The organism is Arthrobacter sp. NPDC057013 (assembly GCF_042674585.1).
Lineage (GTDB): Bacteria > Actinomycetota > Actinomycetes > Actinomycetales > Micrococcaceae > Arthrobacter.
This window is the reverse complement of sequence record NZ_JBHUSE010000032.1, coordinates 1-16,353: the sequence shown is the minus strand read 5'-3', so window position 1 is coordinate 16,353 and position 16,353 is coordinate 1. Positions and strand designations below refer to the sequence as shown.

Annotated in this window: 17 protein-coding genes and 1 tRNA gene; 5 read left to right on the top strand and 13 right to left on the bottom strand. The window is 65.5% G+C overall.

The window, feature by feature from the left end:
• Positions 1-92: 92 nt before the first annotated feature.
• Complete coding sequence (locus ACFTSA_RS23640) at positions 93-995, bottom strand: Nif3-like dinuclear metal center hexameric protein (RefSeq protein WP_377954480.1); 903 nt, start codon at positions 993-995, stop codon at positions 93-95.
• 115 nt (positions 996-1,110) lie between these two features.
• On the opposite strand from ACFTSA_RS23640, the gene msrA reads away from it, so the two are divergent.
• The 3 genes from msrA (at position 1,111) to epsC (ending at position 3,264) form a co-directional block, all read left to right on the top strand.
• Complete coding sequence (gene msrA, locus ACFTSA_RS23635; protein WP_354259272.1) at positions 1,111-1,635, top strand: peptide-methionine (S)-S-oxide reductase MsrA; 525 nt, start codon at positions 1,111-1,113, stop codon at positions 1,633-1,635.
• Positions 1,636-1,702: 67 nt separating this feature from the next.
• Positions 1,703-2,638, top strand: coding sequence for a cysteine synthase A (gene cysK, locus ACFTSA_RS23630; protein WP_003803333.1), 936 nt, complete (start codon positions 1,703-1,705; stop codon positions 2,636-2,638).
• Positions 2,639-2,679: 41 nt separating this feature from the next.
• Entirely contained in the window at positions 2,680-3,264 is a 585-nt protein-coding gene (epsC, locus tag ACFTSA_RS23625; RefSeq protein WP_306924128.1) for a serine O-acetyltransferase EpsC, read from the top strand.
• Between the two features lie 6 nt (positions 3,265-3,270).
• Here epsC and ACFTSA_RS23620 read toward each other — a convergent pair whose 3' ends face one another.
• A complete protein-coding gene (locus ACFTSA_RS23620; protein WP_377954464.1) occupies positions 3,271-4,104 on the bottom strand; it encodes an oxidoreductase in 834 nt (277 codons plus the stop codon).
• A 148-nt stretch (positions 4,105-4,252) separates the two neighbouring features.
• Positions 4,253-5,689 carry an NADP-dependent phosphogluconate dehydrogenase gene (gndA, locus tag ACFTSA_RS23615; RefSeq protein WP_377954463.1) on the bottom strand — a complete coding sequence of 479 codons (1,437 nt, stop codon included), beginning with the start codon at positions 5,687-5,689 and terminating at the stop codon, positions 4,253-4,255.
• A 240-nt stretch (positions 5,690-5,929) separates the two neighbouring features.
• Between gndA and ACFTSA_RS23610 the strand changes: the two genes are divergently transcribed.
• A complete protein-coding gene (locus tag ACFTSA_RS23610; RefSeq protein ID WP_377954462.1) occupies positions 5,930-6,667 on the top strand; it encodes a FadR/GntR family transcriptional regulator in 738 nt (245 codons plus the stop codon).
• A gap of 22 nt (positions 6,668-6,689) precedes the next feature.
• Here the strand turns inward: ACFTSA_RS23610 and ACFTSA_RS23605 are convergent, their stop codons facing one another.
• The 3 genes from ACFTSA_RS23605 to ACFTSA_RS23595 are packed head-to-tail and all read right to left on the bottom strand — an operon-like array spanning position 6,690 to position 9,498.
• Positions 6,690-7,802 carry an L-idonate 5-dehydrogenase gene (locus ACFTSA_RS23605; RefSeq protein ID WP_377954461.1) on the bottom strand — a complete coding sequence of 371 codons (1,113 nt, stop codon included), beginning with the start codon at positions 7,800-7,802 and terminating at the stop codon, positions 6,690-6,692.
• Positions 7,802-8,572 carry an SDR family oxidoreductase gene (locus tag ACFTSA_RS23600; RefSeq protein WP_377954460.1) on the bottom strand — a complete coding sequence of 257 codons (771 nt, stop codon included), beginning with the start codon at positions 8,570-8,572 and terminating at the stop codon, positions 7,802-7,804. The genes ACFTSA_RS23605 and ACFTSA_RS23600 overlap by 1 nt, the downstream gene beginning before the upstream one ends.
• Positions 8,569-9,498: an NAD(P)-dependent oxidoreductase gene (locus ACFTSA_RS23595; RefSeq protein ID WP_377954459.1), complete on the bottom strand. Its 930-nt coding sequence runs from the start codon at positions 9,496-9,498 to the stop codon at positions 8,569-8,571. The genes ACFTSA_RS23600 and ACFTSA_RS23595 overlap by 4 nt, the downstream gene beginning before the upstream one ends.
• An 81-nt stretch (positions 9,499-9,579) precedes the next feature.
• On the opposite strand from ACFTSA_RS23595, the gene ACFTSA_RS23590 reads away from it, so the two are divergent.
• A complete protein-coding gene (locus tag ACFTSA_RS23590) occupies positions 9,580-10,644 on the top strand; it encodes a D-2-hydroxyacid dehydrogenase (RefSeq protein WP_377954458.1) in 1,065 nt (354 codons plus the stop codon).
• Between the two features lie 201 nt (positions 10,645-10,845).
• On the opposite strand, the gene ACFTSA_RS23585 is transcribed toward ACFTSA_RS23590, so the two are convergent.
• The 7 genes from ACFTSA_RS23585 to ACFTSA_RS23555 all read right to left on the bottom strand — a co-directional run bounded on the left by ACFTSA_RS23585 (position 10,846) and on the right by ACFTSA_RS23555 (position 15,891).
• Positions 10,846-12,195: an MFS transporter gene (locus tag ACFTSA_RS23585; protein WP_377954457.1), complete on the bottom strand. Its 1,350-nt coding sequence runs from the start codon at positions 12,193-12,195 to the stop codon at positions 10,846-10,848.
• A 126-nt stretch (positions 12,196-12,321) separates the two neighbouring features.
• Positions 12,322-13,119 (bottom strand): IclR family transcriptional regulator, encoded by a 798-nt coding sequence (locus ACFTSA_RS23580; RefSeq protein WP_377954456.1) that lies wholly within the window; start codon positions 13,117-13,119, stop codon positions 12,322-12,324.
• A 324-nt stretch (positions 13,120-13,443) separates the two neighbouring features.
• The gene (locus tag ACFTSA_RS23575; RefSeq protein WP_377954455.1) at positions 13,444-13,764 is read right to left on the bottom strand and encodes a hypothetical protein; all 321 of its coding nucleotides are present in this window, start codon (positions 13,762-13,764) and stop codon (positions 13,444-13,446) included.
• Between the two features lie 111 nt (positions 13,765-13,875).
• Positions 13,876-13,951 (bottom strand) — tRNA-Val (locus ACFTSA_RS23570).
• A gap of 71 nt (positions 13,952-14,022) precedes the next feature.
• The gene (locus tag ACFTSA_RS23565) at positions 14,023-14,961 is read right to left on the bottom strand and encodes an NAD-dependent protein deacetylase (RefSeq protein ID WP_377954454.1); all 939 of its coding nucleotides are present in this window, start codon (positions 14,959-14,961) and stop codon (positions 14,023-14,025) included.
• A gap of 10 nt (positions 14,962-14,971) precedes the next feature.
• A complete protein-coding gene (locus ACFTSA_RS23560; RefSeq protein WP_377954453.1) occupies positions 14,972-15,475 on the bottom strand; it encodes a peroxiredoxin in 504 nt (167 codons plus the stop codon).
• On the bottom strand, positions 15,472-15,891 hold the full coding sequence (locus ACFTSA_RS23555) for a DUF3052 domain-containing protein (protein ID WP_087873741.1): 420 nt from the start codon (positions 15,889-15,891) through the stop codon (positions 15,472-15,474). The genes ACFTSA_RS23560 and ACFTSA_RS23555 overlap by 4 nt, the downstream gene beginning before the upstream one ends.
• Between the last annotated feature and the right edge of the window lie 462 nt (positions 15,892-16,353).

The window sequence follows — 16,353 nt, the reverse complement described above, 5'->3', positions numbered from 1 at the left end:
TCGCTACGCATCCCACCGGCTCCCAAACCTCGCTGCGCTCGGTGCGGGCCCCTCGCCGGCGTGGGCCCTGCGATGGACTTCGCACGCCAGGCTTAGCCGGGAGTGAGTATGAAGTCCCACGGGTCGCTGTTGGTGGTGCTGACCCGGATTTCGACGTCGAGGCCCTGGTCCGCGAGCACGTTGCCCAGCGCCTCGGCGGCGGCCGGCAGCCACAGCCATTCGCTGGCGAAATGCGAGACGTCGATGAGGTAGGGGCGGCCGTTCACGGCAGCTTCCCTGGCCTCGGACGCCGGGTGGTGGCGCAGGTCTGCGGTGACGTACAGGTCCGCGTTGCTGGCCCGGACCTCGTCGAAGAGCGAATCCCCGGCCCCGCCGCACACGGCAACCCGCTGCACCAGCCCGTCCTTGTCCCCGGACACCCGTACTCCGCCGGCCACCGAGGGGAGGATGCCAAAGACCCGCGCAGCGAATTCCCCGAGGGTGATCGACTCGTTGAGGTCGCCGACGCGCCCGATGCCTTCCTCCGGAAGGCCGTCGGCTGCCGGAGTCAGCGGCGATACGTTCTCCAGTCCCAGGGCGTCGGCCAGGATGTCGGAAACGCCGCCCACCGCTGAGTCTCCGTTGGTGTGGACGGTCAGCAGGGCAGTGCCGGATTCGATCAGGCGGTGGACCGCCCGGCCCTTCGCTGTGTTGGCGGCAACGGAGGTGACGCCCTTGAGGAGGAGGGGGTGATGCGTGATGAGCAGTTCGGCGCCCCATTCGATGGCCTCGTCGATGACCTCGAGCGTGGGGTCCACCGCGAACATGACGCGCGTGACTTCGGCGGACGGATGGCCAGCCACGAGACCCACTTCATCCCATGCCTCTGCAAGCGACTCAGGCCAGAGCTCCTCCACGGCCAGCATGAGCTGCCCCAGCGTTGCAGCGGCCGGTGACTCCGCGGCGTCGGGAACGTCTTCCGGTTCCGCTGCAACGTCACTGTTCACAGGTTCCATACTCATACTTTTACCCTACAGTCGGCACTGGCGACTGACCGGCATATGACCGCAGGGTTGGCTTGGGAATCATTGGCGCCCGCGAACCATTAAAGAGGACATGGGTAAAGAGGACTTGAGAACTTTTGTGCTTGGCGGAGGCTGCTTCTGGTGCCTGGACGCCGTCTACCAGAAAACGAGGGGTGTCACGTCGGTCGTGTCGGGATACACCGGCGGCCACGAACGCGACCCGGACTACTATTCAGTCTGCTCCGGCACCACGGGGCACGCCGAGGTGGTCGCCGTGACCTTCGATGAGGAGGTCATCCCGGCCGAGGTCATCCTGGACATGTTCTTCGCGCTGCACGATCCCACCACGCTCAACCGCCAGGGCTACGACGTCGGCACCCAGTACCGCTCGTCCATGTTCTATGAGACAACCGAGGAGAAGATCCTCTTCGAGGAGGCGATCGAACGGAATCAGGCCCTGTGGTCCCGGCCGATTGTGACCGAGGTCAGCCGGCTTCCCGTGTTCTATCCGGCGGAGAACATTCACCAGAACTACTACGCCAAGTTCCCGGAGCAGGGTTATTGCCAGGTCATTATTAACCCGAAGCTGGCCAAGGCACGGAAATATTACTCTGCGTGGCTTAATGCTTAGCAGGGGCGCTGACCCCCTCGTTAGGCTGACCAAAGTATTCCCTCCTGAGAGATAGGCGCACCTACACATGGCACGGATCTACGACGATGTAACACAGCTGGTGGGCGGTACCCCGCTGGTCAAGCTCAACCGACTGACGGAAGGCCTGGACGCCACCGTTGCGGTCAAGCTCGAGTTCTACAACCCGGCCAACAGCGTCAAGGACCGTATCGGCGTCGCCATCATCGACGCCGCTGAGAAGTCCGGCGCGCTGAAGCCCGGCGGAACCATCGTCGAAGGCACCTCCGGCAACACCGGCATCGCCCTGGCCATGGTGGGCGCAGCCCGCGGCTACAAGGTCATCCTGACCATGCCGGAAACCATGTCCACCGAGCGCCGCGTCATGCTCCGCGCCTTCGGTGCCGAGATCGTGCTGACCCCGGGCTCCGAAGGCATGCGCGGTGCCGTGGAGAAGGCCCAGGAAATCGTGGCCAACACCGAGAACTCCATCTGGGCCCAGCAGTTCGCCAACGAGGCGAACCCGGAGATCCACCGCAAGACCACCGCTGAGGAGGTCTGGGCCGACACCGACGGCAAGGTTGACATCTTTGTCTCCGGCATCGGCACCGGCGGCACCATCACGGGCGTCGGACAGGTCCTGAAGGAGCGCAACCCCGACGTCCAGATCGTTGCCGTGGAGCCCAAGGACTCCCCTATCCTCAACGGCGGAGCCCCCGGCCCGCACAAGATCCAGGGCCTCGGCGCCAACTTCATTCCGGAACTCCTGGACACCAACGTCTACGACGAGGTCCTGGACGCCACCCTGGAGGACTCCGTGGCCGTAGCCCGCGAGCTTGGTGTCAAGGAAGGCATCCTGGGCGGTATCTCCTCCGGCGCCATCGTTTGGGGCGCACTGGAGCTGGCCAAGCGCCCGGAAAACGCCGGCAAGCTGATCGTGGCTGTCGTCTGCGACTTCGGTGAGCGTTACATCTCCACCGTGCTGTATGACGACATCCGCGGCTAGACCTTAGCCAGCTGCTTTCCGTTTCCTGTAGAAAGATCTTTGTGGGTTTCTTCGCAAGACTTAAGGAAGACCTCGACGCCGCCCGGTCCCACGACCCGGCGGCTCGAGGTTCTTTTGAGAACTTTTTCGCGTACTCAGGGCTGCACGCCATCTGGGCGCACCGCCTGACGCACAAGCTGTGGCAGAACCCGTCCACGCGGTTTCCGGCACGACTCATCTCGCAGCTCACGCGCTTCCTCACCGGCATCGAGATCCATCCCGGTGCCACGATCGGACGCCGCTTCTTCATCGACCACGGCATGGGCGTGGTCATCGGCGAAACGGCCGAGATCGGGGAGGACGTCATGATCTACCATGGCGTCACACTTGGCGGCCGCTCCCTGGCGAAGGTCAAGCGCCACCCCACCATCGGGGACCGGGTGACGATCGGTGCGGGCGCCAAAATCCTGGGGCCGATCGTCATCGGCAACGACAGCGCCGTGGGGGCGAACGCCGTCGTGGTCAAGGACGCACCGCCCGAGTCCATCGTCACGGGCATCCCCGCAAGCTGGCGGCACCGCGACGCACAGCGCGAGACCAAGCCCGCCGTGGACCCGGCAGAGTATTACATCGAATACCGGATCTGACGCTAATCAGCCAGCGATTCTTTTCAGCACCACCGTCACCGCCAGGTCGTACACCCGGTCGGGCAGGAGCCGCCGCAGCGCCGTGATGGCGCGGGCGCCCCTGCCCACCGGGTAACGCGTCCGGGGCCGGGCCGCAGTGGCGGCCTGCAGCACCGCGCCGGCGACGACTTCGGGCCGGGTGGACGTCGCGGGCCGCTCAGTCGACGCCAGCACGGCTGCCATGTCCCTGGCCTGCGCCGCGTAGGGCCCGCCGCCTGAGCTCGCCAACAACCCTTCGGCGGCAATCCCGCCCCACTCCGTGACAGTGCTGGCAGGTTCGATGATGCACACGCGGATCCCGTGTGGCTTCAGTTCCAGCCGCAGCGCGTCGCTGAGGCCCTCTACGGCGAACTTGGTGGCGTGGTACCAGGTGCCCAGCGGCTCATAGAACTTGCCTCCGATGGAGGAGATGTTGATGATCCTGCCCCGCCCGGCAGCACGCATTGTGGGCAAAACCAGCTGCGTCATCCGCGCCAGGCCAAAGACATTCACGTCGAACTGCCGGCGGCCCTCCGCCAGCTCCATCTCCTCCAGGGAACCGAAGGACCCGAAACCGGCGTTGTTCACCAGGACATCAATCCGGCCCTGGTCAGCCAGCACCGCTGCCACCATGCCCTGCATGGACGCGTCGTCCGTGACATCCAGTGGCAGCACCTTGATCCCCTGCGGCTTGAGCGGCTCCATCCTGTCCACCCGCCGGGCACCGGCGTAGACGGTGAATCCGTTGGCAGCTAGCAACTTGGCCGACTCGAATCCAATACCGGTGGAGGCTCCGGTGACAATCGCTACTGGCTGGGCCACTCTGCACTCCTCGGGGTGAATCGGCTGGATGGTGGTCGGCTACGGTACGGATCGTCGTCGTAAAAGCAGCTGGAGCCGGACGCACGAACGGCCGGCACCTCCCAGACTATGGGGAGGACCGGCCGTTCCTGCGTTACACCGGGGGTGGCTAGTGGGTGTCCACTGCCTCAACCTCGGACTTGTCCTCGCCCCACAGGGTGTGGAACGTGCCCTCGGCGTCGACGCGGCCGTAGGTGTGGGCACCAAAGAGGTCGCGCTGGCCCTGGATCACCGCAGCAGCAAGGCGCTTGCGGCGCAGTCCGTCGTAGTAAGCCAGCGAGGAGGAGAACACGGGAACCGGGATGCCCAGCTGGACGGCCGTTGCGACCACGCGGCGCCATGCCGGCAGGGCACCGGCGATCGCCTTGGTGAAGGCCGGGGCGAACAGCAGATTTGCCGGCTTCTCCTCGGCCGCGTAGGCGTTGGTGATTTCCTTCAGCAGTTCCGCGCGGATGATGCAGCCGCCGCGCCACAGGGAGGCGATCTCGTCCAGCTTGAGGTCCCAGCCGTATTCCGTTGCGGCTGAGGTCAGCATGTCCAGGCCCTGTGCGTAGGACACGAGCTTGGAGGCGTAGAGCGCCTGGCGGACGTCCTCAACGAAGTTCTCGGGAACGTCGACGGCGATTTCCTCACCGGCGAGCAGCTCCTGGCCCAGCTTGCGCTGTTCGGCCTGGGAGGACAGGGCACGCGCGAAGACGGACTCTGCGATACCCGACACCGGGGAGCCGAGTTCCAGGGCGGAGATGACCGTCCAGCGGCCGGTGCCCTTCTGTCCGGCTGCATCCACGACGACGTCGACGAACGGCTTGCCCGTCTTGGCGTCCACGTGGCCGAGGACCTCGGCGGAGATTTCGATCAGGAAGGATGCGAGCTCGCCCTTGTTCCATTCAGCGAAGATCTTGGACTGTTGGGCGGGCTCGATGCCGGCGCCGGAGCGGAGGAGGTCGAAGGCTTCGCCGATGACCTGCATGTCGGCGTATTCGATGCCGTTGTGGACCATTTTGACGAAGTGGCCGGCGCCGTCGGTGCCGATCCAGGCGCAGCAGGGCTGGCCGTCGACCTTGGCCGAGATCTTTTCCAGCATCGGGCCCAGGGCGTCGTAGGACTCCTTGGAGCCGCCCGGCATGATGGAGGGGCCGTTGAGGGCGCCTTCTTCGCCGCCGGAGACACCGACGCCCACGAAGTGGAGGTCCTTCTTGGCCAGCGCGGCTTCGCGGCGGCGGGTGTCCTCGTAGTGCGAGTTGCCGGCGTCGATGATGATGTCACCGGCTTCCAGGAGCGGTTCGAGCTGCTCGATCACGGAGTCCACCGGCTTGCCGGCCTTCACCATGATCAGGACGCGGCGCGGCTTTTCGAGGGAGTTGACCAGTTCCTCGAGGGACTCGGTCCGGACGAAGTCGCCCTCGTGGCCGTGCTTTTCGAGCAGGGCGTCGGTCTTGGCGACCGAGCGGTTGTGCAGGGCAACCGTGTAGCCGTTGCGTGCAAGGTTGCGGGCCAGGTTGGCGCCCATCACCGCGAGGCCGGTGACACCGATCTGTGCTGACATCAAAAACTCCAATTCAGTGTGCGACGTAGTGCATGGGGTCCCGCAAGTCCTGCGGAACACCCTTCAGAAAAGCAGGCTGCTGAATAAAGCATATATATTCGCGCCGGACGGCGAAAGCGGGTGACCACTCCTTGGACGCAAACCGCGCCCATAAAGAGTCTAAGATGCGCCCCTCCGGCGGCGTCCAGGCTCCCCTGTTGCGGGGCAACAAAGCCTCCCGGCGCGATTATGCTTACCTCTATGTCAACCAGCCTCCACCACCGTGCCGTCGAGCACCTGGGTACCAGAATCGTCGACGGCAGCCTCCCGCCAGGGCACGTGATGCTGGCGGAGCAGCTGGAGGACGAACTGCAGGTCTCCCGGTCCGTGATCCGGGAAGCCGTCCGCGTGCTGCAGTCACTGGGCCTGGTGGAGACCACCAAACGCGTCGGCATCAAGGTGCTGCCGGCGCACCGCTGGAACCCGTTCGATCCGCTCGTGATCCGGTGGCGGCTGGCCGGGGACGGCCGCGGCGCCCAGCTGCGTTCCCTGGCGGAACTCCGCTCCGCCGTCGAGCCCGTGGCCGCCGAACTCGCTGCGGTCAACGCGCCGCAGGAACTGCGGCAGGAACTGCTCGACGTGGCCCTGGCCATGCGCGAGGCCGGCCAGGCCGGCGACGTGCCGCGCTTCCTGGAGCTGGACATCCAGTTCCACTCGCTGCTGCTCAGCGGTTCAGGCAACGAGATGTTCGCCAACCTCGTGGGCCAGGTGGCCGAAACCCTGACCGGACGCACCGTGCACGGCCTCATGCCCGACCGCCCGCGGGACCTCACGCTGCAGTGGCACCTGGATGTGGCCGAAGCCATCTTTGGCGGCCGTGCGTCGGAGGCCCGTGAGGCGTCGAGCAGGATCATGCGCCGCACCATCGCGGAAATGGAGCCCGTGTGGGTGGAGCAGCCGAGGGTTTTCGTTCCGCTGCAGCGGACGCAGTCCGCCTAGACCCTACCTAACCGGCCCCCTTCTAACCTCCGAAGTTGAGGAGGACTTTGCCGGATTTGGCTGAGTTGCGGGCGGTGTCGAAGGCTTCGAGGGCGGCGGTGACGGGGTAGTCGTGGGTGATGACCGGGTCGATGGTGAGGGTGCCGTCGGCGAGGGCGGTGATGACCTGGTCGATTTCGTCGTTGAACCGGAACGAGCCGCGCAGGTCCAGTTCCCGGGTGATGGCCAGGGAGATCAGGACCGGCTGGGCCCCGGTGGGCAGCAGCCCGACCATGACCACGGTCCCGCCGCGGGCCGCGCCCTGGATCGCGGAGGCCAGGCCGTGGTGGTTCCCGGAGGATTCGATCACGACGTCGGCCTGCACCGCGGCGATCGCCTCAGCGTCGGTGGCGGCCAGGACCTCGTCCGCGCCCACCGCGGCGGCGATCTCCAACGGTTTCGCGTGCATGTCGACCGCGACGATCCGGGCCGCGCCGGCGCGTTTGAGGACCGCGACCGCCAACGCCCCGATCGGGCCGGACCCGATCACCAGGGCGGTCTTGCCGGCCACGTCCCCCGCCCGTGACACCGCATGCCAGGCCACCGAGGCCGGTTCGATCAGCGCCGCGGTGCGCAGGTCCAGGGTTTCGGGCAGGGCCCGGAGCATCCTTACCGGCAGGTTCACGTACCGGCTGAACGCCCCGTCCGTGTGCGGGAACCGGGCGGCACTCCCCAGGTAGGTGCAGCCCGGGGACAGGTTCGGCCGGTCCGCCGGATACCGTGGCGCGTCCGGGCCCTCACCGGGGCCCGGGGTGGCCGGATGCACCGCCACCGGCACCCCCGCGGCCGGTCCCGCACCGTTGGCCGCGGCCCGGACCACCCGGCCGGAAATCTCATGCCCCAGCACCAGGGGTGCCTTCAGGATCGACTCCCCGGCCGCGCCGTGCAGCCAGTAATGCAGGTCCGACCCGCAAATCCCCCCGTACAGCACCTCGACCACGGCCTCATCCGGGCCCGGGGCCGTCAGCGGCAGATCATCAACCCGCAGATCCCCCTTGCCGTGCGCGACCACCGCCGGACCCGACACCGGCAACACGGCCTCCGCCTCCGCCGCTGCTGCAGTTGCAGCTGTTGTTGTTGCTGTTGTGTGTGCCATCAGACCACCACCGTCATTCCGCCGTCGATAAAGATTGTCTGCCCGTTCACAAAATCAGACCCGGACGAGGCCAGCCACACCGCCGGACCCGCCAAATCCCGCACCGTCCCCCACCGCGCCGCCGGGGTCCGGCCCAGAATCCACGAATTAAACTCCGGGTCATCGACCAGGTTCTGCGTCATCTCGGTATGGATATACCCCGGCGCGATCCCGTTGATCTGCAACCCCGCACCCGCCCACTCCGCCGTCATGGCCCGGGTCAGGTTCCGCAACCCGCCCTTCGCCGCCACATACGGGGCGATCGTGGGCCGGGCCAGATCCGTCTGCACCGAACAGATATTGATGATCTTCCCGTGCCCGCGCGCGATCATGTGCCGGGCCGCCTCCCGGCCCACCAGGAACGCGCTCGTCAGGTCAGTGCGGATCACCCGCTCCCAATCCCTCACATCCAAATCCAGCATCGGCACCCGGTGCTGGATCCCGGCATTGTTCACCAGCACCTCCAACGGGCCCACCTGCTCCTCCACCCACGCCACACCCGCCGCGGCCGCCGCATCATCCGTGACATCAAACGCCACACTGTGGATACGGCCCGGCGCGTACTCCGCCGCCATCACCGCCTCCGCAGCCTTGAGCCGCTCCGCGTTCACCCCGTTCAACACCACCGTCGCACCCGCATCCGCCAACGCCCGCGCCAACGCATTACCAATCCCCCGGCTCGAACCAGTCACCAACGCAACCCGCCCGGTCAAATCAAAAAGTGAAGTCATGAGGAAGTCCCTTCTGCGGCGTTCAGGGCGCCCGTCCTGCTGAGGTTCGAAATGGTTTGCCGCACGACGGCAAGGTCCTGGTCCCCCAGGCCCTGCCGCTTCAGCTCGGCATAAAGTTCGACGCCGGCCCGCGCCATGGGGACGGCAGCTCCGGCGGCGTCGGCCGACTCCACCACGAAGGACAGGTCCTTGTGCATGAACTTTGCCGGTCCGGTGGGTGTGTAGTCCTTCCGGGCAATCCGCGGGCCCACCTGCTCCAGCACCCGGCTTCCGGCGAGACCGCCGGACAGGACCTCAAAGAGTGCCGGGACATCGACGCCGGAGCGCTCGGCGAGTTCGGCCGCCTCGGCGAGCGCCGCCGTCGTGGTTCCCACCACCAGTTGGTTGCACGCCTTGGCGAGCGATCCCGCACCGAGCGGGCCCAGGAGCCGCACGGTGGTGCCCATGGCCTCGAAGAGCGGAAGCAGCCGGCGGAAGTCGGCCTCGCGGTCTGCTCCGGCCATGATGGCCAGCGTGCCGTCAACCGCGCCCTTCGTCCCGCCGCTGACTGGCGCGTCCACCACTACGGCGTTGCCGGAGCTGGCTGCCCGGATCTTCTCCCCGAAGGCCCTGACCGCGGTGGGGGAAACGCTGCTCATGACCACCACGGCAGTGCCGGCCGCCGGCGGTGATGACTGCCAGCTGGCGAGCAGCCCGGCGGCCGCGTCCTCAATGTAAGCCAGGTCCGGCAGCATGAAGACGATCACCGGCTCATCCCTGAGCTGCTCCACGCTGTTGGCAGCAGATCCGCCGCGCCGGTGAAAATCCTCCAGCGCACCGGAGGACCGGTTCCATGCCGTGACCGTCCAGCCCTTCCGCACCAGGTTCGCCGCCATCGGCGCCCCCATCAGGCCAAGGCCCGCGAAGCCTGCTCTCGGTGTATTCATCTGCAGGACACCCTCACTCCGTTGTGGTCAATTTTAGGTCAATCGCAAGAAATCTGTTCAGTATCCTATCCCCCATTCAGTATGATGAACAGCATGACGACTGAAACCACCGTCGCGATCGCCGTTCCGCTCGAAGCCGAGTTCGTGGAACGCGTCCGCGCCGTAGATCCCTCCGTGAGCGTTCTTTACGAGCCCGACCTGCTGCCGCCCGAACGGTTCCCGGCAGACCACTCCGGTGACCCCGGCTTCAGGCGGACGCCTGAACAGGAGGAGCGCTACTGGGAGATGCTGGGCAAGGCCGACGTGCTCTACGGCTTTCCGAACGAAAACCCCGCCGGCCTGGCGCGCATCGCCAAGGAAAACCCTCGCCTGCAGTGGATCCACGCCATGGCGGCGGGCGCCGGCGGCGCTGTCAAGGCCTCCGGGCTGGACGCCGGGACCCTGAACAAGTTCAAGGTGACCACATCCGCCGGGGTACACGCCCTGCCCCTCGCGGAGTTTGCCGCAATGGGCATCCTCAACGGCTTCAAGCGGACCGCGGAGCTCGCCCAGGACCAGGCCGAGAAGGTGTGGCCGGAGCTGCGGATACCCACCAGGCTGGTCAACGGCTCCTCCCTGGTGGTCACCGGACTCGGGGAGATCGGGCTGGAAACCGCCCGCATCGCCCGCGCGCTAGGCATGAAGGTCAGCGGCACCAAGCGTTCCGTAGAACCGATCGACGGCATCGAGGAAGTGGCGGACAACAACGGCCTGGCAGGCTTGCTCGCCTCGGCCGACGCCGTCGTGAACACCCTCCCGGGCACCCCCTACACGGAGAAGCTTTTCAACAGCGAGGTCTTTGCGGCCATGAAGCCGGGCACGGTGTTCGTCAATGTTGGCCGCGGAACGGTGGTGGACGAGGACGCCCTGCTCGAGGCGCTGGAAAACGGGCAGGTGGCCTACGCCTGCCTGGACGTGTTCGCCGTCGAGCCGCTGCCCCAGGACAGCCCGCTGTGGAACCACCCGCGCGTCATGGTGTCGCCGCACACCTCGGCCCTGAGTGCAGCCGAGAACCGCCTGATCGCGGAGCGCTTCTGCAGCAACCTCAGGACGTTCCTCGAGGGCGGGGAACTCCCCCACCTCGTGGACACGGTCCACTTCTACTAGACCGCACTTTTCCAAACCGCCTGCCACAGGACTCCCCTGCGGCACAAACACCGGAGAGCCGGGCAGCCCCAGGGCCGCTCGGCTTTTCTGTTACCCGGCCCCGCACAGCTCAAGCGCGAACATACACTGACGGCCCCAACCCGTTGTCGGGAGGGGCCGCAAGTGTACGTTCGCGCTGTGTATGCCCGAGCCCTGTGGCTTCTAGCGGGCGTCCTCGATGGCCACAAGGTCGCGGCCTTTGGTTTCGGGCGTGAAGAAGGTGCTCACGAACGAGATCAGGGCAAGGACCAGCGAGTAGATTGCCAGGACCAGCCAGGAGTAGCCTGTGGCCGCGAGCAGTGCAGCCCCCACCAGCGGGACCAGGCCGCCGGCCAGCACGGCGGAGAGTTCACGGGCCATGGCCACGCCCGTAAACCGGTACTGGGAACCGAACAGCTCAGGCAGCAGGGGGCACTGCGGTCCCAGCATTGACTGCACGCCGAGGGCAATGCCGACCACCATGACAACCCATACCAGGGTCACGTTGCCCAGGGTTACGAGGTAGAACGCCGGGAAGGCGATGACAGCCTGGAAGAGGGCGCCGTAACGGTAGACCGGCACTCGGCCAAAGCGGTCCGACAGGGCACCGAAGGTGACAACCATGACGGCGGCAAATCCGGCGGCGATCAGGAGTCCCACCGGACCGATGAACTTGTCGCCCGGGAAAACGCCCGCCGGGGCAGCCAGGAACGCCACCAGCAGCGCCGAGTAGATGGAGGAGTTTCCGTTCTCACCCATGCGCAGGCCGATGCCCACCAGGACGTTTTTCTTGGAGTGCTTCCAGAGCTGGCCCACGGGATTCTTGACCACGTTCTTGTGCTTCTCCAGCTCCTGGAACACAGGGGTTTCTTTGAGGCGCAGGCGGATGAACACCGCAATGGCGATGAGGATCACGCTGGCCAGGAAGGGAACACGCCAGAGCCAGCCTTCGAGGACGGCCTTGTTGGCAGTGGCGATGAGGGCGAAGGTGCCGGCCCCCAGGAGGGTTCCCAGCTGGATCCCCACGAACGGCAGGGAAGCGAAGAAACCACGACGGCGGGGCGGAGCCACTTCGGAGATCAGCGTCGTTGCGCCGGCCTGCTCCGCGCCGGCGCCGAGGCCCTGGACGATCCGGAGGATGACCAGGAGCACCGCGCCAAGCATTCCTGCCTGCTCGAATGTCGGCAACAGTCCGATCGCAAAGCTTGCGGCACCCATCAGGCCGATGGTCAGGATCAGCACCATTTTCCGGCCGAACCGGTCGCCGACGTAACCGAAGACGATGCCGCCGAACGGGCGGGCAGCGAAGCCCACGCCGTATGTGGCGAATGATGCGATCAGCGCGCCCTCGTCGCCGAGCGGCTTAAAGAACAGCGGCCCGAAGATGAGGGCCGAGGCCAGGCCGTAGATGTAGAAGTCGTAGTATTCCAGAGCGGATCCTACGGAGCTGGCAAGCGTTGCCCTTCGCAGCTGCTCCGGTTCGACGACGGCGCCGTCCGCATCAGCCAGCGGTGAATCAGTACGAGTTGTCACTAGCACTCCCTCAAAGACACTCAGGCCCCCGTTGGCCTGGTGGTAGTGACAGCACTATTGCGTCGGTCACTATGTTGAACAGCGTACAACATGATGAACGACTAGCCAATAGGGCCGCAGGTTCCTCTAGCCCATGGGGTTGCCGAGGGATCTGGCCAGCTCATTCAGCTCTTTGACCATCTGCGCGCCCTGCTCCTGCGAGTAGGTTGCCTTAAGGGCAGTCACGGACAGGCCAAGACTGGGGCCATGCGCCCCGCGGGTCGGTACTGTCACGGCGAGGCACACCACGCCCGTGGTGGATTCCTCGTCTTCAAACGCGAATCCCTGCTCGCGGATCTGCTCCAGCTGGGCTTTGAGCTCCGCTCCTGTGCGCAGTGACTTAGGCGTCAGCACGGGAAGCTCCGCGTCATCAGGAAACATCGCCTCGATATCGTGATCGTGCAGCCTGGCGATCAGGGCCTTGCCCACGGCGCAGAGCGACACCGGCATCTTGTCGCCGATGTTGGACGTCAGGCGGACGGCCGGATGGCCCTCGTAACGCGCCAGGTAGATGACGTTGGTGCCGTCCAGCATGGCGATGCGCACTGTTTCTCCTGACAGTGTGGGGGCCTGTTCACAGAATCGATAGAACTCCTGGACCTCATCGAGCCGGCTCAGATAGGCGGCACCCAGCTCAACGAGCTTGCGGCCCAGGGTGTATTCGGCGCCCTGCCTGCTGATCAGCCTGGCCTCCTCGAGGGCCAGCAGGAGGTTGGAGGTGGAGGATTTGGGGATTCCGAGGTCCCGGGCAAGGTCGCTGAGCGTGAGCCTGCCAGTGGCGGATGCTGCAAGTGACTCCAGGACCGCGGCAGCCCGCGTCACAGCCGGCGCCGGGGATGCGCTCCCCAGTCCGTCGCTGGCTTTGGGGGTGCGGGAATCAGCCATGATTCTCCTTTTCGGTACGCGCTCGGACGGCGGGGTTCGGCAGATTGCATCGCGCGCGAAACCGGCGACGATGCCACGGCGTCCAGTCAACTGAACACCTACCATCATACTGGCTGCAGGCCTGCCACTAAAGACAACCCGGGATCCGTAGGCGGAGAGTGGAGTACGGAGAGCCACGCAGCGGATGGACAAGTGCTTAACATTTTCGTGTTTCCGAACGTTCACGGTATATTCAGTTCAAGCCTTCCACCGCGGCATCCCCCAATAGTCGCGGTGGAAGGCTTATCCAATGCCCGGGCCTTTTAGCCCGGGCCTTTTTACTTTTCAGGCCGCATTCGCGACGACGCGTTCCGGCACAGCATTGTCCGCGACGGCACTCCGCAGCCGCCAACCGCCGCCCAGTCCGTCACGGATGATCTCCATGGTGGTCAGTGCCGAGCCGGCATTCCGCCCGAGTCTGGTCTGAAGCCGCCACACCTCAACGTCGACGCGGCTGAGCCCCACCGGCATCCGGCGCTCCGCCTCCCACCAGCTGACGCGTTCAAACCACCGCAGCGGTTCCGCGCCCACCGTCCATTCCTGCCCGCCGCGGATGACAGCCCCCGGCCGCCCGTCGGCAGCAATCCTCACAAGTACGTGTTCCATGACCGCAGGCTATCGCCGGGCGCCGACAATTTTCCGCCGGCAGCGCGATGCACGGGGATACACAAAAACCCCGCCTGACCAGGCTCAAGAACTTGGTCAAACGGGGTTTGGTGGTGGGTCCTACCGGGATCGAACCGATGACATCCACGGTGTAAACGTGGCGCTCTACCAGCTGAGCTAAAGACCCAAAGTAAGGTTTTCGCGCCGAAGCGCTCGAACCAACGAACATAGACTCTACCCGAAGAATGCCGCCGAACGCTAATCGGGCCAGGCCGCCGGGAGCGGCGGCAATTCTTCCGCCAGCCAGGCGAGCGACTCGCTCACTCCGGCTTCCAGCTTGATCGTGGCGAGGTCGTCGCCGCGCGTGTGGCCACGGTTGATGATGACAACAGGCTTGCCTTGCTTGGCTGCATGGCGAACGAACCGCAGCCCGCTCATGACGCTAAGTGAGGAACCGGCAACAAGCAGGGCTTTGGCTTCATCCACCATCGCGTAGGCGCGCTCCACGCGTTCCTTGGGGACGTTTTCGCCAAAGTACACAAAGTCCGGCTTGAGGACGCCCCCGCACGCGGGGCAGCGGGCGACCACAAAACCCCTGATCAGGCGCAGGTCCTCCACCGTTGCGTCGGCGTCAGGGGCCATCTCGACAAGGCCGGACTTGGTGGCATGATCCAGGAAGTCCGGATTCAGTTCTTCCAGTACCCCGGCGAGCAGCTTCCTCGAGTAGGTGCGGCGGCACTCCAGGCAAATCACCTGGTCGAAGCGTCCGTGCAGGTCCACCACGTTGACACTGCCGGCGTCCTCATGGAGGCGGTCCACGTTCTGGGTGATCAGCCCGGTCAGGAGCCCTCGCTGCTCAAGAAGAACGACGGCGGCATGGCCGGCATTGGGATTGGCCCGCCTCAGGTGGGACCAGCCAATGTGGTTGCGCGCCCAGTACCGCTGCCGGTTGGCAGCATCGCCAACAAACTCCTGATAGGTCATGGGTGAGCGCGGGGGTGAGTCCGGCCCGCGGTAGTCCGGGATGCCGGAATCCGTGCTGAGGCCTGCCCCGGTGAGAAGCGCCAGCGGCAGCCCCGCGAGCACGTCACGGATCCCGCCCAGCACCTCGAGGTCACCGGCCGATGACTCGGCACGCGGGGCTGGAGGCAGACTGGCGAAACCTGTGAGTCCGGTGCCGGTCCGCCGCTGGTCCATCGGGCACTACCTAGTCTTGGGCGAGTTCTGCCAGCACGCGCCGGTATTCCGCAAGGTCCCGGGCCTGGCCCCGCGGGTTTACAACGACGTAGCGGACCGTTCCGCCCGCGTCGATGATGAAGGTCCCGCGCCGCGCCATGCCACTTTCCTCGTCGAACACGCCGTATTGTTCGGCGACGGCGCCGTGCGGCCAGAAGTCCGCAAGCAGGCTGAAGCCGTAGCCTTCCTGCTCGGCGTACGCACGAAGGGCAAACTTGCTGTCCACCGAGACCGCCAGCACCTCGGCGCCGGCATGCTCGAAGACTGCCAGGTTGTCCCGTATCTCACACAGCTCGCCGGTGCAGATGCCGGAGAACGCGAAAGGGTAGAAGACAACCACCACGTTGCGTCCACGGAAGTCGGCAAGCCGGACGGGCTCACCGAACTGGTTGGCCAGGGTGAAATCCGGCGCCTGCTGCCCAACCGAGGGCACGCCCGCCAGATCCACCGACGCGACGGCGGCGTGACCGGTCACTTGTTCTTCCTGGTCACCAGGCGCGTGGCGCTCCAGTCCTTGGAAACGCCCGCGGACGTGGTGCAATGCAGCCCTGCAGTGGGTGCGGCGTCCTGGATGTCGGAAGGCGAAACATATCCGGGACGGCCGGACTTGGGCGTGAGGACCCACACCACACCACCCTCGGTGAGCGTCGTGAGCGAGTCGACCAGCGTGTCCACGAGGTCGCCGTCGCCGTCCCGCCACCAAAAGATCACGGCGTCCACGACGTCGTGATCATCCTCATCAAGCAGCTCTGAGCCCGTCAGATCCTCTATGTCATCACGCAAGTCGAAATCGACGTCGTCGTCGTAACCGAACTCCTGAATCAGATCCCCGTCCTTGAAACCCAATTTTTCCGCCACATTTACCGAAGTGGCGGCGTCGGCCTCGCTCACGTGTTCCTCCTGTGCCTAGTGATTTCGATTACTCCAAGCCAACACCCTTTGGGCGTGGGCTTCAAGCTACGTGCGCCGCAGTGCGGCTTATTGTGTGTCACACAACAAGTATGACGGTCAAATAGGGCAGCGGGTTCAGCCGCGGCTACGCATCCGGAAGCCGTCAGAGCTACAGTGACTGTTGACAACTATGCCTAACGGGGCGACCGCCCCGAACAAATAGGTAGTCAAACACACGAGAATGAACCCTGCCCGGCGCACATGACCGGGCTGTTGTAACCGATATGACGCACACGACGCGTTCACGCCGGGCAGCTACCCTGCCGGACCTGAGTGCGCCGATGAATGCGCGCAAAGAGAGGTTGGACGTGGCTGCAGGAGAAGATACCTCCCATATCCTCAGCGGGTTGACTAACCAGCTGCCTGATCGTGATCCGGAAGAGACCGCCGAGTGGGTTGAGT

Coding starts and splice junctions, on each gene's coding strand:
- ACFTSA_RS23640 (WP_377954480.1), bottom strand. CDS start 995: ATGGAACCTGTGAACAGTGACGTTGCAGCGGAACCGGAAGACGTTCCC.
- cysK (WP_003803333.1), top strand. CDS start 1,703: ATGGCACGGATCTACGACGATGTAACACAGCTGGTGGGCGGTACCCCG.
- gndA (WP_377954463.1), bottom strand. CDS start 5,689: ATGTCAGCACAGATCGGTGTCACCGGCCTCGCGGTGATGGGCGCCAAC.
- ACFTSA_RS23610 (WP_377954462.1), top strand. CDS start 5,930: ATGTCAACCAGCCTCCACCACCGTGCCGTCGAGCACCTGGGTACCAGA.
- ACFTSA_RS23605 (WP_377954461.1), bottom strand. CDS start 7,802: ATGGCACACACAACAGCAACAACAACAGCTGCAACTGCAGCAGCGGCG.
- ACFTSA_RS23600 (WP_377954460.1), bottom strand. CDS start 8,572: ATGACTTCACTTTTTGATTTGACCGGGCGGGTTGCGTTGGTGACTGGT.
- ACFTSA_RS23595 (WP_377954459.1), bottom strand. CDS start 9,498: ATGAATACACCGAGAGCAGGCTTCGCGGGCCTTGGCCTGATGGGGGCG.
- ACFTSA_RS23590 (WP_377954458.1), top strand. CDS start 9,580: ATGATGAACAGCATGACGACTGAAACCACCGTCGCGATCGCCGTTCCG.
- ACFTSA_RS23580 (WP_377954456.1), bottom strand. CDS start 13,119: ATGGCTGATTCCCGCACCCCCAAAGCCAGCGACGGACTGGGGAGCGCA.
- ACFTSA_RS23575 (WP_377954455.1), bottom strand. CDS start 13,764: ATGGAACACGTACTTGTGAGGATTGCTGCCGACGGGCGGCCGGGGGCT.
- ACFTSA_RS23565 (WP_377954454.1), bottom strand. CDS start 14,961: ATGGACCAGCGGCGGACCGGCACCGGACTCACAGGTTTCGCCAGTCTG.